Below are 24248 nucleotides of genomic sequence, written 5' to 3' on the forward strand. Positions count from 1 at the left end.
TCACGAGAGCATTTTTTATGCTCTGTAATCGCAGGTGGTAGAATGGGCGATAGAGAGCTTAAGCAGCTGGAGTTGGCCATAAAAAAAGCCAGTAAAGATATAGGGAAACATATTCCACTATATAGGGCGGAAATATCCGACAATAAATATAAAATACTAATCCCCGGGCATCGCTCAATGGAGGAAGCTAAAAATTAGCTGCTTTATCAGTGGGATAATTTATCATGCTGTATCACAATGTATAAAGGAAAGAGAGAAAAAAGACAGATTTATTTTCAACCTCGCCCCACCTCTGAATGAGGTTTGTACTCCTCACCGACACGGCGGGGAGTGATTTCAAGTCTTCATGTATAAAACCCTCCCAATCCGCTCGATATGCTCGACCAGCGCCGGATTGTCGATCTGCGAAAACAGCGACAGGTCGATCTTCCAGGGTAGCAGCAGGTCGTCCAGCGCCAATTCGATATCCAGCAGATCCCGATAGCTCAGGTCGCCCTTGAGGGTCAGGTCGATATCCGAGCCGGGGCGGTAGTTGCCCTTAGCGCGGGAGCCGTAGAGCACCGCCTGCTCGATGCCCGGAAAGCGGCCGAACACTTGGCGGATGGACTCGACGACCTGCGGCGGAAGGCCGATTTCCTCGGGCGTCATGCGTTCGGCTCCACCCGGCTGGAAAGCACGTGCTCCAGCGCCTTGAGCAGCGGATGATGCTGCTGCCGGATGTTGAGCAGGATCGCCTCGGCGGTTTCTTCGTTGTAGGTGTGCGAGGTGCGGTTACGGTCGGTCAGCATCTGCATCCAGCCTTGCCCGTCGGCGATCAGTCCTGTACTGAAGGCTTCGCGGATGGTGTCGCGCGAACCGATGATTCCCTCGATCCCTTGCCAGACCAGGAAATCCTTGAGGGTATTCCAGCCGAGTTCGTAGCTGTACTCGAAGCCTTGGATGACGCCCTGCTTCTCCAGTTTCGACAGAGGCCGCTGGCTCATCAGTTCTATGGCTTCGTCGAGTTGCAGCAGGGCTTTGCGGAAGTTGCTTAGCCGCTGCTGCCAGCGGATATCGGGACTGTTCATTGCGGAGAACCAAGAGCGGATGCAGAGGAAGAATGTTTTGCCGGCTGCGTCGTGCGCGTAACGCCGGACGGACTGTATGCAGGGTACAGCAGTTCGGCAAGGCTGCCGATTCTTGGCTCAGCTAGACCGGTACGCCTCAACCGCCTCGATCGTCCGTCTTACCGCCTCATGCTCATCCGCCCCCGTCACATCCACCTCCAAATCGCACCGCGCCCTGAGTTCCGCCATGACCACGCTCCGGAACGCCGGGTCCAGGCTCTGGCGGTCGGCGAGGCTCATTTCCCCGCGGGCGCCCAGGCGGCGGACGCGTTCGGCCTCGTTCAGGGTGAGCAGCACCGAGACGTCCGGGCGCGGCAGGGCCGGGAGCAGGGCGTCGAAGTCGGCCTCGACGCCGCAGGCCTTTGCGTAGGCGAGGGTGGAGGCCAGGAAGCGGTCCATAACCACGGTCCGGCCGGCGTCCGCCGCGGCCCGCGCCTTGGCGCCCTCGGCGGTGGCGATGGCCAAGTAGAACAGGGCATGGGCGAGCTTGGCGTCGCCCAGCACGCTGTGGATCTGCTCGCGCAGCGGCTTGACCGCCGGGCTGGGCATGCTCATGGCGATCCCGCCGAGCGCGGCGGCCAAGTTGTGGACCAGGGTCGTCTTGCCGACGCCGTCCAGGGATTCGATGACGATGAAGCGGGCCATGGGGACTCCTGTCGGTGGTTCCTTCTTTCCTCAGCATAAGCGTTCGGACGCGAGCAGGGGGCGGCGTATCGGGAACCTGGAGGCGCACATGGGTACACGAAAAAAGCGCCGACCGGCAGGGACTCCGGTCGGCGCAAGGCCAGAGTCGCAGGGGAGGCTGTTGCTCAGCCCGGGGTAGTTTTCGGCGCGTGCGGCCGGTTCGTCGGTCCTAGGCGCGTCACGCTTGTACTTGTAGAACTCGCCGACAGAGCTGTTGATTATTTTGCGACCAGAACGACCGCCAGGCCTCGGCGATCCGGGCCGGGTCGCCGCTCGCTTTGGTTTCGGCCAGCCGGGGCGGCCGCTTGCGGTCGACGACCGAGGCTGGAGTCGGGTGCCGCACATCGAGCAGCAGGGATGCCGGCGCGGATGATCTTCCCGCGCCACTTGCCAGCGCTAGCCATGGCTCCGCGAGGCGGCCGTGGCGCGCCGATCAGGGCTGCTCATCCAACCCCGCCCGCTTCGCCAGCCACCGCGCATACAGCCCGCCGGCCACATCCGCGCCGATCACCCTGACCACGATGCCGATCCCGCCGGCGATCAGGTGATCGAAGTAGCGCCCACAGACGGTGCAGCGATACTTCTGCCGTGCCGGCTGGGTCGGGGCGCGACCTTGCCTGGTGATCGGGGCCGCGCCGCAGTACGGGCAGCGTATCCCCTCGGGCCAGCGCTGCGCGCGCACCGCCTCGTAGCATTGGGTATCGTCCAGCCGGTTCTGAAGGTGGATCATCGGCTGACACTCGGGGCCTCACCAGAGCACGTAGCTTAGCCGGCCCGGTCCCAGTCAAACGGGATGTCCTGAACTGTCTGGAATCCATGAAGAGCCAAATAGAAACCCCGCCGAAGCGGGGTCCAAGATGACCGCCAGGGAAACGGTCCAGCACAGCAAGTGCTCGGGGATCGCTGCAATCGCAGCAACGACAAACGTAGCGGCTTTGTACCCCCCGACATGCAGTGGCGTAAACGCCGGATCAAAGCCGCTTTCGAAGGGTCGCGCGGCAGCCCAGCGCACCCTGACGAACGGCTAGGCCGCCAAGCCGGCCAGCGCCTTCTTGAGCCGAGCAGCCAGTTCCCGGTGCAGCGCGTCGACCTGCGCCCGATAGGCGCGCTCGCCGATTTTCGGTTCGGCCAGTTGCTCGGCGGCATCGAGGGCGCATCCAGCCGCCGAATGCAGGGCAATCGCATGAAATGCCTGCCCGATACTGGGCTGGAACGGTTGTGTGAGCCTTGGCATGGCTGCTTGCCGGGGGGCCGAAACAGAAGGTATCCGATCACTCGGCAAGCAGCCAATGCACTGGATCTGAAGACCACGCCGGAACGACCAAGCACACAACCTTTCCAGTCCGGTATCGAGCGAGCGCTTCATGCGATTGCCCTGCCGCCGAATGAAGCAGCTACACCCTGAACCGGTCGCACCGGCATACTGGAGCAATGCCTTGTGGAACCCCAGCTATTTTGCCGGCAGCGTCGACGGCGCTCCTCTTGCAGTAGTCAAGCAATACATCGAGCGGCAGACGAGGCCGCTATAGGGCACCTCTAAAAACGTAGGCGAGGCAGTCAGCGCAAGGCAAAAATAGGCGAAAAAGCGGAGTTTACGCGCTGTAAATGAGCATTTTGAGCCTGTTTTTAACGCAGCGATGACCACGCAGGTAGTTTTTAGAGGTGCCCTATAGGGAGGCTTCGCCTCCCACGCTATCCATCCCCGCACTAGAGCATTTTTTGAAAACACGAATTCGACATACAGGGGTTGCTCTTCCTGGTCATTTCGGGCCTCCTCTCCCGCTCAGACAAGGAGACCAGAATGGCTCGAGCATACAGTGCCGATCTTCGCCGACGCGTCGTCGACGCGGCCATGGGCGGGCTGTCGGCTCGGCAGGCTGCCGAGCGATTCGACATCGGCACGGCGACGGCGATCGTCTGGGTACGGCGCTTTCGGGAAGGCGGGGAACTCGTCGCCCGCCGACAGGGCAAGCCCCGGGGCTTGCGACTCGATCCCCATGCGCACTACCTGCTCGGCCTGCTCGAGCAAACCCCCGACCTGACGCTGGCCGAGCTCGCCGCAACCCTCGAGCGGGAGCGCGGTATTCGGGTCAGCCTGGCGACGGTATGGACGTTTCTCGACCGGCACGGCATGACGTTCAAAAAAAGACCGCGCCTGCGGCCGAGCAGCAGCGGCCGGACGTCCAGGCAGCGCGACAGGAGTGGCTCGAGGAACAACCCGGCTTCGACTGGCGCAAGCTGATCGTCGTCGACGAAACCGCCGCCGCGACCAACCTGGCCCGCCTACGAGGCTGGGCCCCTCGCGGCGAGCGCTGCCTGGCCGCGGTCCCTTACGGTCACTGGAAAACCACGACCTTTACCGCCGGCCTGCGCGTGGATGGGCTAACTGCTCCGCTGGTGCTCGACGGCGCCATGAACGGCCCGGCCTTCCTGGCCTATGTCGAGCAGGTTCTGGTTCCCGAGCTGACGCCCGGCGCTATCGTGGTGATGGACAACCTGCCGGCCCACAAGGTGGCGGGGGTACGCCAGGCCATTGAAGGCGCAGGAGCCACACTGCGCTACCTGCCTCCCTATAGCCCCGACCTGAACCCGATCGAAAGGGCATTCTCCAAGCTCAAGGCGCTGCTGCGAAAGGCGGCGGCGCGGACCGTGCCGCAGCTGTGGCAGAGCATTGGCGAGGCGATTGCGCAGTTCTCGGCGCAGGACTGCAGACACTACTTCGAGGCAGCCGGATATGAATCGGGATAAGGTAAAAATGCTCTAGAAGTACGGGGCTTTTTGCGCATTTCGGTAAAAGTCGCAAAGTCGCAAATTTTGCTTGCGCTCCGCACCCAAAAGGTACAAGACACAAGCCATGGGAAGCGCACTGGGCGCGACCCGAAACCCGAAAGGATGACCACAATGAACGATGAACTGACCCACGACCGCATCACCGACGAAATCGCCAAGCTAATGGACACAACCAGCAAACTGAATGCCGAAAACGCCAAGCTGAATGCCGAGGCCTCGAAACTGACCCGCGAAACCTTCTGGTATCCGCTAGCAATCGCCAGCGCCCTGGTCGGCTCGGTCGCCGCCATCACCCTCGCGCTTAGCCGCTGGATCAGCTAAAGGACAGGCCCCGCGAAAGCGGGGCCTTTCATTTCATGAAATGCATCGATCATTACGCACCACCGACCCCGGCCGACCTCTCGCGCCTGAAAGACCAACTCGGCTTTACCAGCGAGCAGATGGCGCGCCTTGCCGGCCTCGCCCAGGGCGGACAGTGGCGCAAGTACACGGGCACGCAAACCCCTCGCGTGATGGGCCAGCACATGCACTTCTACATGGCGGCTTTGCTGACGTTGCCGCCAGACCAGCTTGAGCGCGTGTTCGACTGCATGCGTGAACAGGGGGCTAATCTGAATGTCGGGAACCTTGAGGCTCCCCGTACTTAACCCACACAAACAAACCAAAGATTTTTTATCTACTCCACTAGGGCCCGTTGCCGTTTCGGCGCAAGCCGCGTTGCCGCGAGAAATGGCTCCTGGTCAGGCCGCGCCCGCTCCCGGCGGGCTCGCGGCATTCACTCCATCCTTAAAGATCGCAGGCAATGGTCATTCCCTTGCCAAGTCCCGCAACGACAGCGGCAGCCATTTCCGGCGCAACCCGAAGGGCCGGGCCGGTTTTTGCGCGGTGTGTCGTTACTCGACGGCTCATCTAAACGACCGGACTTCGCGTCTCGTGCCTAACCCCGCGCAAAAACCGGCTCCGGCGCGGTCGCGGCGAAACGGCAACAGACCCTAAATATATGCGCCCGTCAGGGCGGGGAGCAGTCACAGGGGATTGATGCCGTATTCGGCGTAGATCTCGTCCTGGGCCTGGCGGAACTCGTTCATGTTGAACTCGAAGCCGTGCTCCTTGAGCAGCGCCCAGCTCGCTTCTTCGTCTTCCGCGCCTTCGTTGACCAGGTTCTTGAACACTTCGTCGCTGCGCATGCGGTTGATGTAGGCCTTGGCGGATTCGACACTCATCGGAAATGCCTCCTTAAGCAGTGGTGGAGTCGAGGAAACGGCGGCGGATCTGCGCGCCGAGCAGGTTGACGAGGCTGACCAGGACCAGCAGGACAGCGATCAGGGCCAGGGCCTCGCGGTATTCGAAAAGGTGGAAGGCGGTGATGATTTCCAGCCCCAGGCCGCCGGCGCCGATCGCGCCCAGGGTGGTGGCGGCGCGGATGTTGTGTTCCCAGCGGTAGAGGGCGACGTCGACCAGCCGTGGCAGCACTTGCGGCAGCACGCCGAAGCGCAGCACGCCGAGCACCGGGACGCCCTGGCTGCGCAGCGCGTCCACCGGGGCGCGGTCGACATGTTCGAAGATTTCGGCGAAGAACTTGCCGAGCATGCCGGTGGAGTGGCAGGCCAGCGCCAGCACGCCGGGCAGCGGACCGAAACCCACCGCGGCGACGAACAGGATGCCCCACAGCAGGCTGGGGATCGAGCGGATGCTGTTGAGCAGCAGCATCACCGACTGGCGTACTGGCGCCGGGGCCAGGTTGCGCGCGGCCAGGGCGCCGAGCGGCAGGGCGGCCAGGATGCCGCCGGCGGTGCCGGCGACGCTCATGGACAGGGTATCCATGAGCGGCTTGCCCCAGCTCGGCAGGCGCTGGAAGTCCGGCGGCCAGGCATCGAGGCCAAGCGTCCAGAGCGTCGGCAGTATTTCCCGGTAGCGCTCGGTATCGAGCGCGCCGGCCCAGCGGGCGGCCAGCAAGATGGCGCCGAGGCAGGCGGCCAGCAGCAGGCAGGACAGCCAGGCGCGTCGGGCGGCGATGCGCAGTACAGCTTGCTGCTGGGCGGGGATGTTCATTTCGTGTTCACCACGGCGTCTTCCGGGTGGTCCTTCTCGATGACCGAGATCCAGTTGCGCACGCGATCCACGTCCGAGTCGACGCAGGGGATGAAGGCTTCGGCGCGGAACACGCCCAGCGCGGCCGGGTCGCTGGTGCTGATGAAGGCCTTGCGGATCTTTTCCTTCACCTCGGGAGCTAGCCCGGAGCGGAACGTCCACATGTATTCGGGGATCGCCGGAGAGTCTTCGAGGATGCGCACGCTTTCCGCCTTGATCTTGCCTTCCTTCAACAGGCGTTCGTAGATCGGCTTGGACAGGCCGCCGGCGGCGACCTTCTTGCTGGCGACGGCGAGGGCGACCGCGTCGTGGGCGCCGAGCACGCGCAGGGTGTAGTCGCGTCCGGAGACCAGGCCGGCTTCGGCCAACATGTAGCGCGGTACCCAGGTGCCCGAGGTAGAGGCCGGGTCGCCGAAAGCGACTTCCTTGCCGCGCAGGTCCTCGAGGCTGCGCGCCGGACTGTCGGCCGGGACGATCAGTACCGCCTGGAAAGTCGGGCCGACCTGGGCGTGGGTCGGTCGGGCGAAGGGTTCGAGCTGGACCTTGCGGCTTTGCAGGATGTAGGTGATCGGCCCGAGATAAGCGATATCGATGCGACCAAAACGCAGCGCTTCGCTGGTTGCCGCGTAGTTGGCACCGACGGTCAGTTCGACGGGGATGCCGAGGGTCTTTTCCAGATGCGCGCGCAGCGGTTCGTTAAGGCGCATCACGGTGGGCGCGGATTCACCCGGCAACAGGCCGACGGTGAGCTTCTTCGGCATGGCCGAATCGTCGGCGTGGGCAGCGAGGGCGACCGGCAGGAACAGTACGGCGAGCAACGGGCGCAGATGCTTGAACAGTCGGGTCATGAAGCTTTTCCTTTCGCTAGGGAGGTGTGGATTCCGGGGCGGAATGCAAAGGGAACAGGCGTTTCTGGGCTGCGGCGTCGAAGCGCTCGGGACTACCGTCGAAGACGATGCGGCCATCGCCCAGGCCGACGATGCGCTCGGCCAGCCGGCGGGCCAGGTCGAGCTGGTGCAGAACGATGACCAGGGTCAGCGCGTGCTCGCGCGCCAGACGGAGGAATTCGCCGGCCAGGCGTTCGGCGAGGGCCGGGTCGACCGAGGCGAAGGGCTCGTCGGCCAGCAGCAGCCTTGGCTTGCGCACCAGGGCGCGGGCGATGCCGACGCGCTGGCGCTCGCCACCGCTGAGCCGGGCGACCGGGTCGAGGGCCTTGCCGAGCAGGCCGACCTCGGCGAGGGCGGCAAGGGCCTCCTCGCGCATCGCCCGTGGCCAGGGCAATGGCGACAGCGGGTGGCGGCGGTCGGCGAGGCCGAGCAATACGTTGTCCAGCGCCGACAGACGGCCGATCAGCGCATGTTCCTGGAATACCGTGGCGCTGCCGCGGCGGTGGGCGAGCAGGCTAGCCGGGGTCCGCAAAGGACCGATGCCATCCACGCTCAAGGTGCCGGATGCGGGGCGCAGCAGGCCGTTGAGCGTGGCCAACAGGCTGCTTTTGCCGATGCCCGAGGGGCCGACGATGGCGGTGATGCTGCCACGCCTGATCTCGAGGTCGATGCCGTCGAGAATGGGCTTGCCGCCGCGCTCGATCGACACGCGGTCGAGCCGCAGCAGTACCGGCGCGCCGTCTTCGGCCGCCGCCGGTGCACTGCGCCTCGCGCGCGCGCCGAGCTGGGCGGGATCGAGGGGCAGTTGGTAGCTGCCCATCATGCCTCGCGCTCGATCAGGTAATCGGGGTTGCGCACGCCGTAGCCCAGCGCCTTGCGCAGCCATAGCGGCGGGTTGCTGCCCATCATCCGCTGCAGGTGCGCGACCACTTCGTCGATCTCGCGGCTGTGCTGCATCTTCACCGGGAAAACCCCGGCGTTCTTCACCTTGACCGCGGCGAAGTCGCTGAGAGCGAGGGTGAAGAGCACGGCACAGCCTTGCATGGCGTCGACGCGCAACTGGATCTGGTCGACCGAGGCGCCGCCGGTCGGGTCGCCCATGGAGCAGCCGGCGCCGCCGCCGGGGCCGCGCTTGCCCTCGCCGCCACTCTTGCCGCCGCCCTTGAACTGGATGACGTCGAGGAAACTGGCCTCGTCGTAGGTGACGTCGTAGATGACGATCTGCTTGGCGGTGGCGAAATTGGCGTCGACCTGCAACAGGTCGTTGCTGGTGATGGCGATCTTCAGATGGCCGATCTCGTTCATGTCCGTTTCCTCGCGTCGGGTGGGCTCAGGCTGGGCGCCGGGCGCGGCCCGGCGCGCGGGATTCAGGTCATCGGCAGGCCGACGACGTTCTTTTCGTGGGCGAAGCGCAAGCGGAAGGCGTCCGGCAACCTGGTTCCGCCGTCGGTGCGTGCCAGCCAGCGGGGCAGTTCGGCGACGGCGATGCGCCCGGCTTTCAAGGCCTCGACCGGCACTATGTAGAGGCGGTCGTCGAGGCTGATGTAGAAGTCGATCGGATGGCGGGCGGCGTTCTCGCCGTACTTGCCCAGATCGATGCGGTAGTGGCTGTCCTCTTCGAGCTGCAGGCGCGGGTTGTCGCAGTCCAGGCGGACATGGCGGTTGAACCAGGTCTTCTGGCGGAACTGGAATAGCACTCGGTCGTCGTCGGCGAAGGAGCGGATCTCGGCGACGATGTCGGCGTAGTACTGGCCGAGCAGCAGTTCCTCATAGGCGTCGCTGTAGGGCTGGTCGAAGGATTCGAGGTAGCAGGCGACGCAGGCGGTGAGCAGTTCGAGGCCGGTCTGGGTGATCAGCAGGCTCAGCGCGCAGCGGTTGTAGGTGCAACTGGCGCGGATCAGGCCGTCGTCGCGGATTTCGATGGCGCCGTTCTGCTGGATCGCCGCGGCGCGGAACACGCGCAGGATGCGGAAAATCTCGGCCATCAGCTTTTCCGCTGGGGTGCGGCGCGGCAGGGCGAGGTAGCGTTGCCAACTGCCCAGGCCGGCTAGCGATGGGTCGCGGGATTCCTGCCAGTCGGCGAGCAGGGCGTAGGCGCTGGTCAGGGCCAGTATCAAGCGCGCCGGCACTTGACGGGCGGTTGAGCTTTCCGGCTCCGCGAAGCTCAGGCGCCGGGGGCGGGTGTAGGGTTCGATGGGACGGTGTTCCGGTCGGGCGCACAGCTCGCCGAAGCAGGCGCGGTAGTGGGCGAGCATTTCCTGTCGCTGTTTCATGGCATCACTCCCGGGAATGCGGCATGGCGGCCGGATCTGGAATACGCGGCAAAGGCCCCGGCCGGAGCCGGGAGCCGCTGGGGGCGGGAGCGGTTTTCCGGTGCGTCGACCTGCTGTCGGGACGACTTCGGGCGCGACGGCTCGCGACTCCCTCTCCCCGGTGGGGAGAGGGGCGATCCGTGCATGCCGTCATCTCGGTCGGCTCGACAGCCGGCGTACGCGGAAACCGCTCCGGCGCCTCAACTCACCACGTATTGAGGATCCACTCCTTGTTACGGGTGTATTCCATGTGGGCGAACATGGCGTTGGCGATCGTCTCGCCCAGTTCCATGGCGCCCTGGTAGCCGATCGAGGGCTTGCGGTAGAGACCGGCGCGGTCGAAGGTCGGGAAGCCGACGCGGACCATCGGGATGTTGGCCTCGATGGCGACGTAACGGCCTTTCGAGTGACCCATGATCAGGTCGAGCTGGAGGCCGGCGTTGATACGCTTCTCCAGTTCCCAGAGGTCGGCGTTGTGGACGATCTCGATGTCGAAGTGCGCGGTGTTCTTCAGCTCCTCGATGCGCGGGTCCTTCTTGTACTTGTTGCCCTGGTCGTCGCCGATCAGCAGCAATACGGGTTCCAGCTCGACTTCCATGCAGAACTGGGCCAGGCCGAGCACCAGGTCCGGGTGGCCGAAGATCGCCACTTTCTTGTTGGCGAAGAACATGTGCGCCAAGTCGGCCAGGGCGTCGAGGGCGATGCCGCGCTCGCGGACCAGCGACTCGGGGATCTCCTTGCCGGTGACTTCGGCGATCTTGCGCAGCATGTCGTCGGTGTTCTTGATGCCGTAGGGGGTGTTGACCAGGGCATTCGGCACCGCGAAGGTCTTCTGCAGCAGCTCGCCGGTGGTGTTGCCCTCGTAGCGGGCCAGGGACAGGGTGGCCAGGGCGTTGGCGCTGTCGGCGATGTCCTCGACGGTGGTGCGGCCGTGGGTCTCGATGCTCTTGTTCGGCAGCATCGGCGAGTCGAAGTCCTCGGTGTCCATGTAGATGTTGGCTTCGACGTCCATTTCCTTGAAGTAGTGCTTGAGCAGCACCACGTCGCCGGGGTTGACCCAGCCCGGGAACACGTTGAGCTTGCCGCTCGGCTGGCCCTTGCCGTGCGCGTCGGTGATGGTCTTGAACACCGACTTCACGCACTCGGCGTAGCCGGTGACATGGCTGCCCTTGAAGCTCGGGGTGTGTACCGGCGCCAGGTAGATCTTGCGATCCGGGAATTCGGCTTCGAGTGCCCGGTTGCAGACCCGGATGCTGCCCTCGATGTCGTCGCCGATGACTTCGGTGGAGCAGGTGGTGATGATCGGGATGACGCGCAGGTTCGGGTAGCGGCGGGCGAGGACCAGCACGCCTTCCTCGACGCGCTTGGCGCCGCCGAACACCGCCGACTCCTCGTGCAGCGAGGTGGAGGCGACGTCGAAGTTTTCCTTGAAGTGCTGGGCGAACAGCAGGCGGACGAACATCGTGCAGCCCTGGCCGCCGTGGACCAGCGGGATGCAGTCCTTGATACCGATGCCGGCGTACTGGGCGCCGGCCGGCTGGCAGTCGTACATCGGGTTGATGATGCCCTCGCGGTCACGCGGGCTCAGCTTGACTTCTGCCGGCTTCAGCACGGTCAGTTCGCAATTGCTCATGAAATGGCTCCTTCGCGCGCGGAGACGGCGTTCAGGCCGTCTCCGCGCCGATGACTCAGTAGAGGTGGTGGTTGAGTTCGCGGTTGGTCGAGCGGGTGATGGTCACGTCGACCAGACGGGACTTGAGACCGTCGAGCAGGAACTCGATCTCTTCCTTGTTGACCTGCGAAGCCCAGGGGAAACGCTCGCGGACATCGTTGGCCATGGCCAGGGCGTCGGCGTAGAACAGGCGCTCCTGCGGGGTGCCGCGCAGCGGCTCCTGGCCGGTCAGCAGGCGGCCGACCTGATTGAGCACGCCCTCGATGTTTTCCTCGCGGTCCCAGGTGCGCGAGAAGAACTGCCACAGGCAGCGCTCCTCGACATAGGCGAACAGATCGTCGAGATGGGACTGGCTCATCAGGCGGCCCCCCGCACGATGACCGGGGTGGTCTGCGACTTGTCGCGGATATCCACGGCGGCCAGGTGGCGCAGCGGGTTGTGCACGGCGTTGTACATGTCGCGGGCCAGGTTGATGAAGCCTTCGAAGCCCATGTACGGGCCGTTGTGGTAGCCGTGGCCGTTGACGTAGGGGATGTGCAGCTTCTTGACCAGTTCGCCGACGCGCGGGCCGGTGAAGATCACGTCCGGCTTGACCAGGTCGATGATCTCGAAGAATTCCAGCTCGTTGCCGTCGTCGATGTAGTAGGTGCCTTCCTTGCCGCGGGCGATGACCTTCTCGAAGTCTTCCTCATGGCCGAACTTGGAGGACATGGCCACCACTTGCACGCCCAGGTCGTCCTCGACCGACTTGGTCCAGTGCCACAGGCGCGGGCCGCCGGTCCAGATCGCCATTTTCTTGCCTTGCAGACGCTCCTTGTACCAGTCGAGCTTCGGCTTCCACTTGGCGTATTCCTCGGCGATCAGCTCCTCGCCCTTCTCCTCGATGCCGAAGAAGGCGCAGATCTTGCGGATGCCCTCGGCCATGTAGTTGAAGCCCCAGGAGTCGATGTCCAGACGCGGGATGCCGTAGCGCTTCTTCAGCTCGTTGGCGATGTAGCCGGAGGAACGGGCGCAGTTCACCACGTTGAGCTGGGCCTGGTGCATGCAGCGCAGGTCGTCGTAGGTGCCGTTGCCGGTGAAGTGGGCGACGACCTGGATGCCCAGGCGGTCCCAGTAGGTTTGCAGCAGTTGGGTATCACCTTGAATATTGAAGTCACCGATGAAGTTCATGGTGTATTCGCTGGTGATTTCCTTCTCCATCGTCTCGACTTTCTCGTTGATCCAGCCGATGTTCAGGACGTGGTGGCCCTTGGACTGGGACACACCGGAGAAGCCGGGGCATTCGACGGTGAAGACGTCCACGTCCGGACGGTCTTTCATCACCTTCTTGGCCACGGCCTTGATGTCGTCGCCGATCAGCGCGGTCGGACAGGTCGTGTAGACGATCATCCGCTTGATGTCGGGCATCTCGTCGAAGGCTTCGTGCATGCTCTTCTCGAGGCGTTTCTCGCCGCCGAAGACCACATGGCTTTCCTTCATGTCGGTCGACCAGACGTACTTCATGTTGAAGTGGCCGTTGTCGGTCGGGTAGCGCTTGGTGTGCCAGGTGTCGTAGGCACAGCCGAGCGGGCCGTGAATCATCTGGATGGTGTCTTTGAGCACACCGCCGATCACCAGCTTGGCGCCGCAGAAGGCGCAGCCGCGTTCGGACAGGGTGCCGGGGATGGTCGCCGCGTTGGCGATCGGCAGGAACTCGCGGGTGTCCTCGTTGGGCGCCTTCAGATAGATGTGTTTCTGGCGCTCGGGTATGTCCTTGTCACATTCCAGCAATACCATTGGCATGATTGAAGTCTCCTCGGCTCTATGCGTGGATCGAGTCCCCTGACGGCACTCGACCGGGACCGGAAAAACCGGTTGGCGAAGAGGTAAGGGCAGGATGCGTGCCATATGTCCTTGCAGCGCTTGCAGGAATTTTTCGCGGCATCGCCGCTGTCTCCGATTAATGCTTTTGAATCAATAATTTGTGCGCATTCTCGAGGTTTTGGAAAAGCGCCGGGGCAAGCCTTTTCCGGGCTTTTTTCCCCTGTTCGGGACAACCGGGCGGACGGCCGGCGGGTTACGTAAAAGGTTTTTCGTTCGGCCAAGTACGGAGAGCGGGGGGTCTGTACGTGGCTGTGCGTGGCCGTCGGGGCGGTGGCTTCCGGGCGTCCGTGCGGGAGGTCCGAGGGACGGTTCCAGGCCCGGAAACCATGGGGACGTGCGGCTGGGGATCGCCACTTCCGCGCCGGGACGTGGAGGCGGGCGTGGCTTTGGGACCAGCGGCTCGGCGAGCTTGCCCGCCGTCCCGGATCGGCGCGCCGCCGAAGCCGATCCGCAATGCCGGATGGCGCCGGCGCCAGTCCCATCGGTCATGCATCTGCAGCCTGGGGAACGAAGGTTCGTTGCCGGCGAACGGTTTGGCCTGGGTATCGGGGGACGGGCTCTTGCCGGAGCGGCGTGGCCGGGAGAGGAAGTAGTGTGTCCCGTTCGATCGGTCGCCGGGCGAAGCCGGTCTTGTCGACGTAAGAAGTCTTCGCGGATCTTGGCGAAGGTCTGGATGCCGATGGTCAGCTTGTGGGGCGGGCTGTAGCTTGGCGGGCTGTGCCACGATCGTGGCCGGTCGAGGACGGCGAACGGTGCGGATACGGACGGCTGTTGTCCGCGGGCGCTAGCGGAGCGGGGAAAAGTAAAACGGCGATCGCCCCTGAGGAAAAGCGATCGCCGTTCTGGGTCCGGCGGCAGGACGGCGCGGAATGTCCTACCGCCGGCAACGGGGTGCGGAGTCGTTCAGTGTTCAGTCATCGAGCGGCTGGATGCAGAAGTCGACGGGGCAGACGCCGAGACAGCGCGGCTCGCCCACGTCGGTGCATTCGTTGCAACTGTCGGCCTCGATCGCGTAGTGATCGTCCCTGAAGACGATCGAACCGGTCGGGCAGACCGGCTCGCAGTCGCCGCAGACAGTGCATTCGTAGCCGTCGATGGCCATGGCCATGGTGTCAGCTCCTGAGGTCGGGTTGTTCGAAGGGAGGGCGGCGTGTGCCGCCGGCCGCGAGAAGCCATTCCGAAAGCCCGCGGCGCACGCTCCTCCGCAAACGCTGTGCCGGGTGAATCAGCCTTCGGCGGCGGCCTTACCGACGACGGACTCGTCTTCGACTTCCATGATGCCGAATTCCATCAGCAGCTCTTCGAGTTCTTCCATGGAGGCCGGGTTCGGGATGACCAGCAGCTTGTTGTCGACGATTTTGCGAGCCAGGGCACGGTACTCGTCGGCCTGTCCGGCCTTCGGATCGTATTCGATCACGGTCATGCGGCGGATTTCGGCGTGTTGCACGACGTTGTCGCGCGGCACGAAGTGGATCATCTGGGTGCCGATCTTCGCGGCCAGGGCCATGATCAGCTCGTCTTCGCGGTCGGTCTTGCGGCTGTTGCAGATCAGGCCGCCCAGACGCACGCTGCCGGAGTGGGCGTATTTCACGATGCCCTTGGCGATGTTGTTGGCGGCGTACATGGCCATCATCTCGCCGGAGCAGACGATGTAGATTTCCTGGGCCTTGTTCTCGCGGATCGGCATGGCGAAGCCGCCGCACACCACGTCGCCCAGCACGTCATAGAACACGAAGTCCAGGTCGTCGCTGTAGGCGCCTTCTTCTTCCAGGAAGTTGATCGCGGTGATCACGCCACGGCCGGCGCAGCCGACGCCCGGCTCCGGGCCACCGGATTCGACGCACTTGACGCCGCCGAAGCCGATCTGCAGCACGTCTTCCAGCTCCAGGTCTTCGACCGAGCCGGCGGACGCGGCCATTTCCATGACGGTGCCCTGGGCCTTGGAGTGCAGGATCAGGCGGGTGGAGTCGGCTTTCGGGTCACAACCGACGATCATCACTTTCTTGCCGGCTTCGGCGAGGGCGGCGACCAGGTTCTGGGTGGTGGTGGACTTGCCGATGCCACCCTTGCCGTAAATTGCGCACTGACGCAATGCCATCTTAGGAACCTCCGTTGATTCGTTGGCGTTTTGATTTGTGCCGACGAGAGTTGAGCAAGGGCGGTGCCACAAGGATCGATAAGTCGATGATTTCCTGTTTTTTGGAATATAAAATCAAAAAAATATATTTAATTAGTGAATTATTTCCATTTTTGCAGGTTTATTGGACTCCATAAATCCAGGCCAGGATGCTGTGCGTTCCGTCGACGTACCCGCAGGTACAGCCGGGAAGCGATCCGTTCCGCATGGTACTGGGGGGCTCGACGGCGCCGGACGGCCGATCGGTGGAGAGGCGAGGGGCTGGATGGTACGAGGAATAGCCGGGAGGAATCGTTCGCTGATCGAACCGAAAGGCGATTATCGGCTTGTTGACTGGGCAGGGGCGGTCGTAGCTTTCGGAGGCGTTCTACCTCCGACAACAACGACAAGAGAGATCCCATGAGCACTCCCCTTGCGCTTCCCGGCGAGGCTGCCGCATCCGGCCGCGCCCCGGTTCCGGAAACCCTCGACGTACAGGCCTTCATCGATTCCCGGCCGCTCGGCCTCTACCAGTGGCGCATCGTTCTGCTGTGTTTCCTGATCGTCTTCCTCGACGGTCTGGATACCGCCGCCATGGGCTTCATCGCCCCGGCGCTGCTCCAGGACTGGGGCATCGACCGCGCCAGCCTCGGCCCGGTGATGAGCGCCGCGCTGATCGGCATGGTGTTCGGCGCGCTCTGCTCCGGTCCGCTGGCCGACCGCTTCGGTCGCAAGGGCGTGCTGGTCGGTTCGGCGCTGCTGTTCGGCCTGTTCAGCCTGGCGTCGGCCTACAGCGATAACGTCGGCGAACTGGTGGTGCTGCGCTTTCTCACCGGTCTGGGACTCGGCGCGGCCATGCCCAATGCCACCACGCTGCTGTCGGAATACACCCCGGTGCGCCACAAGTCGCTGCTGGTGACCAGCATGTTCTGCGGCTTCAACCTGGGCATGGCGGCCGGCGGCTTCGTCTCCGCCTGGATGATCCCGGCCTATGGCTGGCACAGCCTGCTGCTGGTCGGTGGCGTGCTGCCGCTGCTCCTGGCGCTGGTGCTGCTGTTCTGGCTGCCCGAGTCGGCCCGCTACCTGGTGGCGCGCGGCCACGACGTCGGGCGTGTCCGCCGGGTGCTGCAGCCGATCGGCGAGGAAGCGGCGCAGGCCAGGGGCTTCAGCATCCCCGAACAGCGCACGGAGAAGGCCGGCGGCGTCTTCGCGGTGATCTTCGGCGGCACCTTCCGCGTCGGCACCCTGCTGCTCTGGCTCACCTATTTCATGGGCCTGGTGATCGTCTATCTGCTGACCAGCTGGCTGCCCACGCTGCTGCGCGACAGCGGCGTGAGCATGGAGCGGGCCGCCTTCGTCGGCGCGCTGTTCCAGTTCGGCGGCGTGCTCAGCGCGGTGGCGGTGGGCTGGGCCATGGACCGCATGAACCCGCACAAGGTGATCGGTCTGTTCTATCTGATGGCCGGCCTCTTCACCTTCGCGGTCGGCCAGAGCCTGGGCCAGACCGCCCTGCTGGCGACCCTGGTGCTGCTGGCCGGGATGAGCGTCAACGGCGCGCAGTCGGCCATGCCGTCCCTGGCGGCGCGCTTCTACCCGACCCACGGCCGCGCCACCGGCGTGTCCTGGATGCTCGGCATCGGCCGTTTCGGCGCCATCCTCGGCGCCTGGATCGGCGCGACCCTGCTCGGTCTCGGCTGGACCTTCGAGGACGTGCTCAGCGCCCTGCTGCTGCCGGCCGGCATCGCCACCGCGGCGATCCTGATCAAGGGCCTGGTCAGCCACGCCGACGCCACCTGAGCCTCGCCCGTAATGCCGAGGGCCCGCCGGATGGCATCCGGCGGGCCTTTTTCGTCGCTTCGCCGTGATTTCCAGGTGGACAAGCCCAGGGCCGCGCGCGGCCCGGCATGCCTGCGCCCATGCCGGATGGGCATGACTTGCCATGGAAATAACGTGCAATAAATATTTTTTACGGTTTTATGACAGGCATCACTGGTTCGTGCCGTTGCGAACGGCCATCCACGGGCTTCGGCGGTTGTAGATGGGGCGTGCGACCGATCGAACGGCATCGATTCCGTGTTTCATCAGAACTACGTGGGGCATATTTTCAATCTATATGTCGCTCTATAAAAAAAGTAATTGTCATGAAATAGCTCGCTATTAAAGAAAGTTTTTCCATAGGGATCGAAGAAGCATTTATGTGTATTTATTTGTATAGCGCTTTGACGTCAGGAGCGAAGACCCCGATGAGCATTGCTTTGTCTTAGATTATTTGGTTGAGTTTGTTACGATAAAATCTATAAGGACAGGAAGTAGTCTGATCGCTGCAAGGATAGGCCCAATGGATCTTTCAAAGCGGGAAATCAATAGATACAGCCGGCATCTGCTATTGCCCGAAGTGGGCCTGGAAGGGCAGTCGAGGCTGAAGAAGGCGAAGGTTTTGTGCGTCGGCACGGGCGGATTGGGTTCCCCGCTGGCGCTGTACCTGGCCGCTGCCGGCGTCGGACGCTTGGGGCTCGTCGACAACGATGTCGTCGATTACAGCAATCTGCAGCGTCAGGTCATCCACCATACCGCCGATATCGGCAAACCGAAAATAACTTCGGCCGCCGAGAAACTTCGCAACCTCAATCCGGATATCGAGATCGTCGAGCACGAAACTATGCTCACGGCGGAGAATGCCTTCGACATTTGTGCCCGCTACGACATCGTCGCCGACGGTACCGATAACTTCTCCACACGCTATCTGATTAACGATGTATGCGTGTTGCTGGGAAAACCCAATGTCCATGCCAGCATCTTCAGGTTCGAGGGGCAGGCTTCGGTTTTTTACGCGAAGGAGGGGCCCTGCTATCGATGCCTGTATCCCGAACCGCCGCCGCCTGGCGAAATACCCGGTTGCGCCGAAGGCGGGGTATTGGGCGTGCTACCGGGACTCCTGGGGGTCGTTCAGGCGACCGAGGTCATCAAGCGGATTCTGGGAATCGGCGATCCCCTCGTCGGGCGACTGCTGATGTTCGATGCCCTGGGCATGCGGACCAGCGAACTGCGGATCGAGAAGGACCCCGACTGCCCCCTGTGCGGCACTTCGCCCAGCATCACCGGGCTACAGGATTACCAGGTCTTCTGCGGCGCGCTCGCGCCGGGCGGCGGGACCCGCGCGGAGATTGCCGCCGGCGAGGCGGCAGTCCGGCTTGGGCGCTCCGGGGATGTGCTCCTGCTGGATGTACGGGAGCCGCACGAATGGGACATCTGCCGGATCGCGGGGGCCGTGCATGTGCCCCTGGGCGAGTTGGCCGCGCGTTGCAGGGATTTGGACCCCGCGAAGGACATCATCGTCTACTGCCTGATGGGCGCGCGTGGCCGCAAGGCCCTGGAGATCCTCGAAAGGCAAGGCTTCCACAGGGTCTGGAACCTGCGGGGCGGCCTGCGGGCCTGGATTGCGGAAGTCGACGGGACGTTGCCCCTTTATTGACGGCTTGTCGTGCGTTTCCCCTTCGCCATCGTCGATGGGGAAGGCTTCATTGCTGGTTTTCGATAGAACCGAAGGAATCTCATGCAGATTAAGGCGCTTAGCGAGTTCGATAGGGAACGTTACTCCAGGCAGTTGCGGATCGAGGGCTTTGGCGAGGAAGGCCAGTTGCGCCTCAGGGGCGCCACCGTTCTGGTTTCCCGGGTGGGCGGCGTGGGCGGTACCGCGGCGATGAACCTGGTGCGTGCCGGGGTGGGGCGCCTGATCCTGGCGCACGGCGGCAAGGTGGTCCCGGAATACCTCAACCGCTGGCAACTGATCACGCCCGATGACCTGGACAGGCCCTGCGCGCAGGTCTGGGCGGAAAAGCTCGGGCAGATCGATGCGGACGTCGAGATCGTCACGGTGAACGAATACATCAACGAGGAAAACGTCGCCGATTTCGTTTCCCAGGCCGACCTGGTGGTGGATGGCGCGCCGCTGTTCGAGGAGCGCTACCTGATGAACGACGAAGCCATGCGGCAGGGAAAGCCCCTGTGCATGGGTGCGATGTTCGGCATGGAAAATTATGCGAGCACCTTCATTCCCGGCGAAAGCGCCTGCCTGCGCTGCGTGTTCCCGGAAAAGCCCGAGTACTGGACGGACATGAAGGTGTTCCCGGCGATTGGCCCCGGTCCGGTGATCGTCGGAGCGACCATCGCCATGGAGGCGATCAAGGTGCTGACCGGCTTTGGCCAGCCGCTCAAGAACATACTCTGGTTCTTCGATCTCGAATCGAACACGACACGCTATCTCGAGATCGAGCGCGTGAAGGATTGCCCCGCCTGCGGGGCGAGCAGAAGCCACTGACTCCAGGAGAAAGACAATGCCGACCCTTTTCGTGCCCGCGCCCTTCAGAAAGTCCGTCGAGGACCTGTCCAGACTGGAAGTCGGGGCAGGCTCCGTCAGCGCGCTGCTGCGGGAGGTCGATACGCGCTACCCGGGATTCAGTGCTCAACTGCATGGCCCGGATGGCAGCGTGAAGAAATACATCAGGATTTTCGTCAACGGGAAGGACATCAAGGCGCTCGACGGCATGGAAACGGCGCTCGATACCCGCGACGAAGTCTTCATCGTCTCGGCGATGGCCGGCGGCTGAGGCCGGTCCGAGGGTGTATCGGCCCGGTCATGGGATCGGGCGTCCAGCAAGCGTCGAACCTGCATTCGATGCATACGGGAGGTTGTTTTGAGTTCCATGGAAAGATCGTCGAAGTTCTTGTCGGTACTGGGTCTGGCGGTGTGTCTCGCGGGTAATGCGTTCGCCTCGCAGGCCTCGTCCGAGCGCCAGGCGGAAGTCGCCCGGCGCGGTGCCCAGGTAATGCCCTTTGCCCTGGCACAGACCACTCACATTTTCGAAAGAACGTCCGACGGCGGCATCCAGAAGGTCGTCCTGAAGGACGGGGCGGACCCCGCTCAACTGACGCTGATCCGCCGGCATCTGCAGGAGGTCGGCGAACAGTTCGCGAGGCGGGACTTCTCCGCGCCGGAAACCATCCACGGCCACGACATGCCGGGCCTGGAGGCGCTCAGGAATGCCGCGCCGGGCGAGATGTCGGTGAGATACGCCGATATCCAGGACGGCGCGCAACTGCGCTTCACCGCTGGCAGGCCGGAACTGATCCATGCGATCCATGCCTGGATCGGCGCCCAGCTCGGCGACCACGGGGAGGATGCCGTGGAAGGCCATTCCGCGCATCGCCATTCGATGCGCTGAGCCTTCGGCGCCCCCGTACGGAAATGGCTATTCCAGCTCCTCGATGGAGGTGATCAGGCGCAGGCCGTTGCCGGAGGGCGTGTGGGGCGCGGCGGGGTTCTGGGCCGCGCTGCGTTCGGCCTTGGCCTTGGCTCGCTCCACCCAGCTCAGGCCGCCGCAGTGCAGGGCCAGGCTGACCTCGTTGAGCAGGTCCTCGATGGTCTGGCCGGTACCGACGATGATCGGCTGGATACCGGCCATTATCAGTCGCTTGATCGACGAAGTACCGATCGAGGCGGCGTAGATCGCCGAGCAGCCTTCGAGGAATTTCAACTTGGCGATCACCTTGTCTTCCGGTGGCTTGGCGGCGAGACGCTCCAGTTCTTCGGCGCTGAGCTGCAGGTCGATGATGTTGGTCTGCCCGTCCGACAGCGATTTGAAGCGGTTCTCGCCCTTCATGTTGGCCTGGACGAACTCGCCGACGCCGAGCAGTTCGGCGTAGCCCGGCGAAATGTCGTAGACCACCAGGGTGTCGGCGGCGCCGAAGTGCAGGTTGACGTTGACCCGGTCGTTGGACGCGAAAGCGACTTTGATCATGCAGTGATGCTCCTCGCGGAAGGTGCGGCCACGCCGTCGAAATCCTGGCGCAGCGGCGAGTGGTAGGGGGCGATGCCGGCGCCCCGGGGGGCGAACAGGTTGGCCAGTTCGAAGAGCAACTGGCGCGCGCCGCGGTAGCCGACCCACAGGCGCGCCGCCGCGCCGTAGTGGTCGTACTGCGGGAAACCCGCGCGCAGCAGCGGGATGCCGAGGCGCTCGGCGCTCTGCAGGGCGTGGGAGTTGCCGATCAGCAATTGCGCGGAGGTTTCGCGGGCGCGTTCCTCCAGGTCCTCGAAGTCGCCGATTATCACTTCCTCAACGTTCAGCGTCTCCAGCACCGCGCTGCGGCAAGGGCTGACCGCTGCGACCAGGCGGGCACCGATGTCGTCGAGGAAGCGGCCGAGGGCGACCAATTGGTCGGCGTCGGCACCGATGGCGATACGCGTGCCGCCGACCGGGACATAGCTGTCGACCATGGCGTCGAGCAGTTGCTCGCGCTGGCGCAGGATGCGCGCCGGCACCGGGCGGCTGGAGACATCGGCGAGCGCCTGGACGAAGGCGTCGCAGTCGGCCAGCGCGGTTAGTCCGGGTAGGCGCAGGTCCGGCACTCCGGTACGCGCCTGCAGCAGGTTGGCGGCACGGCCGAGGGAGTCGCCGATCACCAGGGTCAGCGCCGAACGGCCCATGGCGGCGATTTCCTGACGGGTGGTGCCGCCAGTGGTCAGGGTGGTGTAGCCCTGGGGCGTCAGGTGACCGTCGAGGGAGTCGGCCAGGTCGGGCAGGATCACCGCCTGCAGGCCGAAGCCCTCGATCCACTCGCCGATCGCCTCGACATCGGCCGGGGTCAGCATCGATCCGGCCAGTAGGTTGACTTGGCAAGCCCGCTGCGCCGCCGGCACCACGCTATCGGGCACCAGCGCCTCGATGATCGCCTCCAGCGCCAGGGCGTAGCCGCTTTCCAGCCCGCCGAGGGTGTCCGGGGTGTTCACCGCGACGACGCTGGCGCTTTCGCAGCGTCCGGCATGGAAGCTGCGCAGCCCGCGACGGATGTCGGCGCCCTGCATTTCCACCAGACCGGTGGTGATTAGCCCAACCACTTCCGGGTGATGCCCGTCGATCACCGTGGCCAGCCCTTCCTGCAGCCGCTCGTCGCTGCCGAGTATGGTGCTGGCCATGTCCAGTGCGGTGGTCTGCAAGGGGATGGGTTCGCGGAAGTGGCGGGTAAAGAACACCTTGCTGAACGCCGTGCAGCCCTGGGCGCCGTGTTCCAGCGGCAGGCTGCGGGACAGGCCGAGGAAGGCCAGCGCGGCACCCATCGGCTGGCTGACGCGCAGCGGATTGACGCTCAGGGGCTTGTTGGTCTGGACGATCCGGGCCATGTCAGGCCTCCTCCAGCAGCGCGGCCCGGGTGCTGGCGCGTACCCAGCGCGGCTCCTGGCGCACGCGCTGCCATACCGGGCTGTGCACGGCCAGCGCCAACTGGCGGGCCAATTCGACGAAACCGCCGTAGCCGGCGTAGCCGAAGTCGCGTTCGTGGTTGATGTCGAGGAACGCCAGGCGCGCCTTGAGCGCGGCGTACAGGTAGCGTCCGCCGGCGATGAGGATGTCGGCGCCGCTCTCAATGCAGGTGGCAATCAGCGCGCTCTGGTCGTTGTCGTCGATCATCCGGGCGTTCGGCCCCATCAGCTCGCGGATGCGCGCGCGGTCTTCCTCGGTGGATTTCTCGGTACCGGTGGCGATCACCTCAACGCCGAGGTCCTGCAGCGCCGAAACCACCGACCAGGATTTCACGCCGCCGGAGAAGATCAGCGCGCGCTTGCCGGCCAGTCGCTCGCGCCAGGGTTCGAGCGCCGCCCTGGCCTTGTTTTCCTCGCGCAGAATCAGCAGTTCGGTGCGTACCGACAGCGACGGGTCGCCGATCGCCTTGGCGAAGTCGCGCAGGGCCTGGGAGGTATCGGCGATACCGTAGAAGCTGCTCTCGAAGAACGGCGTACCGTAATCCTCGCGCAGGTGGCGGGCGACGTTGAGCATGGCTTTGGAGCAGACCACCATGTTGGCTTCGGCGCGGTGCATGGTCTGGACCTCGCGAAAGCGCGCGTCGCCGGACAGGGTGCAGAGAATGCGCAGGCCGAGTTCGTCGAACAGTGGCGCGATGCGCCAGAACTCGCCGGCGATGTTGTATTCGCCGATCAGGTTGACGTCGTGTACCGTGATGCCGTGGCCGACGGCGCCTTGCGGCAGCGGCGCCGGTTCGCGGGTACCTATGACGTGGCGGTAGAGGGTTTCGCCGGCGATGCGGTTGCCCAGGCTCTTGGTGCCGTAGAAACCGGCGCCGTCCACCGGAATCACCGGCACGCCCCAGCGCTGACTGGCGTCGCGGGCCACCGCTTCGATGTCGTCGCCCTGCATCGCCGGCACGCAGGTGCCGTAGACGAACACCGCCTGCGGCTGGTAGCGCTCGACCGCCCGGCGAATGGCGTGGAACAGCTTTTTCTCGCCGCGGCCCATGATCACGTCGACGTCGGACAGCTCGGTGGTCATGCCCAGGCGGTACAACTGCGGGCCGGAGGAGCTGCTGCCGCGCAGGTCCCAGGAACTGCCGGCACAGCCGATCGGACCGTGGACGATGTGCGCGGCGTCGGCGATCGGCAGGATGGCGATCTGCGCGCCGTCGAAGGCACAGCCGCCCTGGGTGGCTCCCGGGCGCGAACGCGAGCAGCCGGTTTTGCCCGCCGTGTTGTGGGTGCAGGCCGGCTCGTCGAGCAGGTTCTGGATTTCGGTCTGATTCATCGTCCCTCTCCGGACGGGCGACGCCCGTCGCGTGCGGTGGATGGAAAGGTGCGGTCCGCCGGGCGGAGCGCCCCGTCGCGAACCCCTGCAGGAGCTGGAGCAAAGGTCGCGCCAATCGCGCAAGACCCGCGTGCCTGAA

Annotated in this window: 29 protein-coding genes; 9 read left to right on the forward strand and 20 right to left on the reverse strand. The window is 64.3% G+C overall.

Features of this window, described 5'->3' with window-relative positions; all coding sequences use genetic code 11:
* Positions 1-336: 336 nt before the first annotated feature.
* The 5 genes from ACGI6K_RS00330 to ACGI6K_RS00350 all read right to left on the reverse strand — a co-directional run bounded on the left by ACGI6K_RS00330 (position 337) and on the right by ACGI6K_RS00350 (position 3156).
* Positions 337-648, reverse strand: a complete 312-nt coding sequence (locus ACGI6K_RS00330; RefSeq protein ID WP_376948376.1) for a nucleotidyltransferase family protein — start codon at positions 646-648, stop codon at positions 337-339.
* A complete protein-coding gene (locus ACGI6K_RS00335; RefSeq protein WP_376948374.1) occupies positions 645-1067 on the reverse strand; it encodes a nucleotidyltransferase substrate binding protein in 423 nt (140 codons plus the stop codon). The genes ACGI6K_RS00330 and ACGI6K_RS00335 overlap by 4 nt, the downstream gene beginning before the upstream one ends.
* 117 nt (positions 1068-1184) lie before the next feature.
* Positions 1185-1751, reverse strand: coding sequence for an AAA family ATPase (locus tag ACGI6K_RS00340; protein ID WP_377968940.1), 567 nt, complete (start codon positions 1749-1751; stop codon positions 1185-1187).
* A gap of 472 nt (positions 1752-2223) precedes the next feature.
* Positions 2224-2520, reverse strand: coding sequence for a transposase (locus ACGI6K_RS00345; RefSeq protein ID WP_376949176.1), 297 nt, complete (start codon positions 2518-2520; stop codon positions 2224-2226).
* Between the two features lie 294 nt (positions 2521-2814).
* Positions 2815-3156: a hypothetical protein gene (locus tag ACGI6K_RS00350; protein ID WP_376949174.1), complete on the reverse strand. Its 342-nt coding sequence runs from the start codon at positions 3154-3156 to the stop codon at positions 2815-2817.
* Between the two features lie 19 nt (positions 3157-3175).
* Here ACGI6K_RS00350 and ACGI6K_RS00355 point away from each other — a divergent pair, with 19 nt between their 5' ends.
* The 4 genes from ACGI6K_RS00355 (at position 3176) to ACGI6K_RS00370 (ending at position 5227) form a co-directional block, all read left to right on the forward strand.
* Positions 3176-3319: a transposase gene (locus ACGI6K_RS00355; protein ID WP_377969329.1), complete on the forward strand. Its 144-nt coding sequence runs from the start codon at positions 3176-3178 to the stop codon at positions 3317-3319.
* A 272-nt stretch (positions 3320-3591) separates the two neighbouring features.
* Positions 3592-4538, forward strand: a protein-coding gene (locus ACGI6K_RS00360) for an IS630 family transposase (RefSeq protein WP_394543243.1) whose coding sequence is annotated in 2 segments (ribosomal slippage) — positions 3592-3937 and positions 3937-4538 — 948 coding nt in all. Because the reading frame shifts where the segments join, the coding sequence is not laid out codon by codon here.
* 153 nt (positions 4539-4691) lie between these two features.
* On the forward strand, positions 4692-4901 hold the full coding sequence (locus tag ACGI6K_RS00365) for a hypothetical protein (RefSeq protein WP_376942961.1): 210 nt from the start codon (positions 4692-4694) through the stop codon (positions 4899-4901).
* Positions 4902-4936: 35 nt separating this feature from the next.
* A complete protein-coding gene (locus tag ACGI6K_RS00370) occupies positions 4937-5227 on the forward strand; it encodes an XRE family transcriptional regulator (RefSeq protein ID WP_376942963.1) in 291 nt (96 codons plus the stop codon).
* Positions 5228-5605: 378 nt separating this feature from the next.
* Here ACGI6K_RS00370 and ACGI6K_RS00375 read toward each other — a convergent pair whose 3' ends face one another.
* From ACGI6K_RS00375 to nifH, 12 genes are all read right to left on the reverse strand, one after another.
* The gene (locus tag ACGI6K_RS00375) at positions 5606-5803 is read right to left on the reverse strand and encodes a Nif11-like leader peptide family natural product precursor (protein WP_376942965.1); all 198 of its coding nucleotides are present in this window, start codon (positions 5801-5803) and stop codon (positions 5606-5608) included.
* Between the two features lie 13 nt (positions 5804-5816).
* Positions 5817-6632: a phosphonate ABC transporter, permease protein PhnE gene (gene phnE / locus ACGI6K_RS00380; protein WP_376942967.1), complete on the reverse strand. Its 816-nt coding sequence runs from the start codon at positions 6630-6632 to the stop codon at positions 5817-5819.
* A complete protein-coding gene (gene phnD / locus ACGI6K_RS00385) occupies positions 6629-7519 on the reverse strand; it encodes a phosphate/phosphite/phosphonate ABC transporter substrate-binding protein (protein WP_376942969.1) in 891 nt (296 codons plus the stop codon). The genes phnE and phnD overlap by 4 nt, the downstream gene beginning before the upstream one ends.
* Positions 7520-7535: 16 nt before the next feature.
* Complete coding sequence (locus tag ACGI6K_RS00390) at positions 7536-8381, reverse strand: phosphonate ABC transporter ATP-binding protein (RefSeq protein ID WP_376942971.1); 846 nt, start codon at positions 8379-8381, stop codon at positions 7536-7538.
* Entirely contained in the window at positions 8378-8863 is a 486-nt protein-coding gene (locus ACGI6K_RS00395) for a NifB/NifX family molybdenum-iron cluster-binding protein (RefSeq protein WP_376942973.1), read from the reverse strand. Before ACGI6K_RS00395 ends, ACGI6K_RS00390 begins: the two co-directional genes overlap by 4 nt.
* A 62-nt stretch (positions 8864-8925) precedes the next feature.
* On the reverse strand, positions 8926-9831 hold the full coding sequence (locus ACGI6K_RS00400; protein ID WP_376942975.1) for a hypothetical protein: 906 nt from the start codon (positions 9829-9831) through the stop codon (positions 8926-8928).
* Between the two features lie 244 nt (positions 9832-10075).
* Entirely contained in the window at positions 10076-11503 is a 1428-nt protein-coding gene (gene vnfK, locus ACGI6K_RS00405; RefSeq protein WP_376942977.1) for a V-containing nitrogenase subunit beta, read from the reverse strand.
* A 55-nt stretch (positions 11504-11558) separates the two neighbouring features.
* Complete coding sequence (gene vnfG, locus ACGI6K_RS00410) at positions 11559-11900, reverse strand: V-containing nitrogenase subunit delta (protein ID WP_012698949.1); 342 nt, start codon at positions 11898-11900, stop codon at positions 11559-11561.
* Complete coding sequence (vnfD, locus tag ACGI6K_RS00415; protein WP_376942980.1) at positions 11900-13324, reverse strand: nitrogenase vanadium-iron protein, alpha chain; 1425 nt, start codon at positions 13322-13324, stop codon at positions 11900-11902. Before vnfD ends, vnfG begins: the two co-directional genes overlap by 1 nt.
* 274 nt (positions 13325-13598) lie before the next feature.
* Positions 13599-14129 (reverse strand): AAA family ATPase, encoded by a 531-nt coding sequence (locus ACGI6K_RS00420; protein WP_376942982.1) that lies wholly within the window; start codon positions 14127-14129, stop codon positions 13599-13601.
* Between the two features lie 186 nt (positions 14130-14315).
* Entirely contained in the window at positions 14316-14513 is a 198-nt protein-coding gene (locus tag ACGI6K_RS00425; RefSeq protein WP_012698954.1) for a 4Fe-4S dicluster domain-containing protein, read from the reverse strand.
* A gap of 117 nt (positions 14514-14630) precedes the next feature.
* Positions 14631-15503 carry a nitrogenase iron protein gene (gene nifH, locus ACGI6K_RS00430; protein ID WP_012698955.1) on the reverse strand — a complete coding sequence of 291 codons (873 nt, stop codon included), beginning with the start codon at positions 15501-15503 and terminating at the stop codon, positions 14631-14633.
* A gap of 438 nt (positions 15504-15941) precedes the next feature.
* Here nifH and ACGI6K_RS00435 point away from each other — a divergent pair, with 438 nt between their 5' ends.
* The 5 genes from ACGI6K_RS00435 (at position 15942) to ACGI6K_RS00455 (ending at position 20743) form a co-directional block, all read left to right on the forward strand.
* Positions 15942-17318 carry an MFS transporter gene (locus ACGI6K_RS00435; RefSeq protein WP_376942985.1) on the forward strand — a complete coding sequence of 459 codons (1377 nt, stop codon included), beginning with the start codon at positions 15942-15944 and terminating at the stop codon, positions 17316-17318.
* 541 nt (positions 17319-17859) lie between these two features.
* Positions 17860-18993: a molybdopterin-synthase adenylyltransferase MoeB gene (gene moeB, locus ACGI6K_RS00440; RefSeq protein WP_376942987.1), complete on the forward strand. Its 1134-nt coding sequence runs from the start codon at positions 17860-17862 to the stop codon at positions 18991-18993.
* 81 nt (positions 18994-19074) lie between these two features.
* The gene (locus ACGI6K_RS00445; protein ID WP_394543250.1) at positions 19075-19839 is read left to right on the forward strand and encodes a HesA/MoeB/ThiF family protein; all 765 of its coding nucleotides are present in this window, start codon (positions 19075-19077) and stop codon (positions 19837-19839) included.
* 16 nt (positions 19840-19855) lie between these two features.
* A complete protein-coding gene (locus ACGI6K_RS00450; RefSeq protein ID WP_376942991.1) occupies positions 19856-20128 on the forward strand; it encodes a MoaD/ThiS family protein in 273 nt (90 codons plus the stop codon).
* A gap of 96 nt (positions 20129-20224) precedes the next feature.
* The gene (locus ACGI6K_RS00455) at positions 20225-20743 is read left to right on the forward strand and encodes an aspartate carbamoyltransferase (protein WP_376942993.1); all 519 of its coding nucleotides are present in this window, start codon (positions 20225-20227) and stop codon (positions 20741-20743) included.
* Positions 20744-20770: 27 nt separating this feature from the next.
* Here ACGI6K_RS00455 and ACGI6K_RS00460 read toward each other — a convergent pair whose 3' ends face one another.
* From ACGI6K_RS00460 to nifE, 3 genes are read right to left on the reverse strand one after another with little or no spacing between them, the layout of a single operon-like run.
* A complete protein-coding gene (locus ACGI6K_RS00460) occupies positions 20771-21319 on the reverse strand; it encodes a NifB/NifX family molybdenum-iron cluster-binding protein (protein ID WP_376942995.1) in 549 nt (182 codons plus the stop codon).
* The gene (gene nifN, locus ACGI6K_RS00465; protein ID WP_376942997.1) at positions 21316-22698 is read right to left on the reverse strand and encodes a nitrogenase iron-molybdenum cofactor biosynthesis protein NifN; all 1383 of its coding nucleotides are present in this window, start codon (positions 22696-22698) and stop codon (positions 21316-21318) included. The genes ACGI6K_RS00460 and nifN overlap by 4 nt, the downstream gene beginning before the upstream one ends.
* Position 22699: 1 nt before the next feature.
* Positions 22700-24109: a nitrogenase iron-molybdenum cofactor biosynthesis protein NifE gene (nifE, locus tag ACGI6K_RS00470; RefSeq protein WP_376942999.1), complete on the reverse strand. Its 1410-nt coding sequence runs from the start codon at positions 24107-24109 to the stop codon at positions 22700-22702.
* Positions 24110-24248: the final 139 nt, after the last annotated feature.

The organism is Azorhizophilus paspali, from assembly GCF_043587585.2.
GTDB classification, from domain to species: domain Bacteria; phylum Pseudomonadota; class Gammaproteobacteria; order Pseudomonadales; family Pseudomonadaceae; genus Azotobacter; species Azotobacter paspali.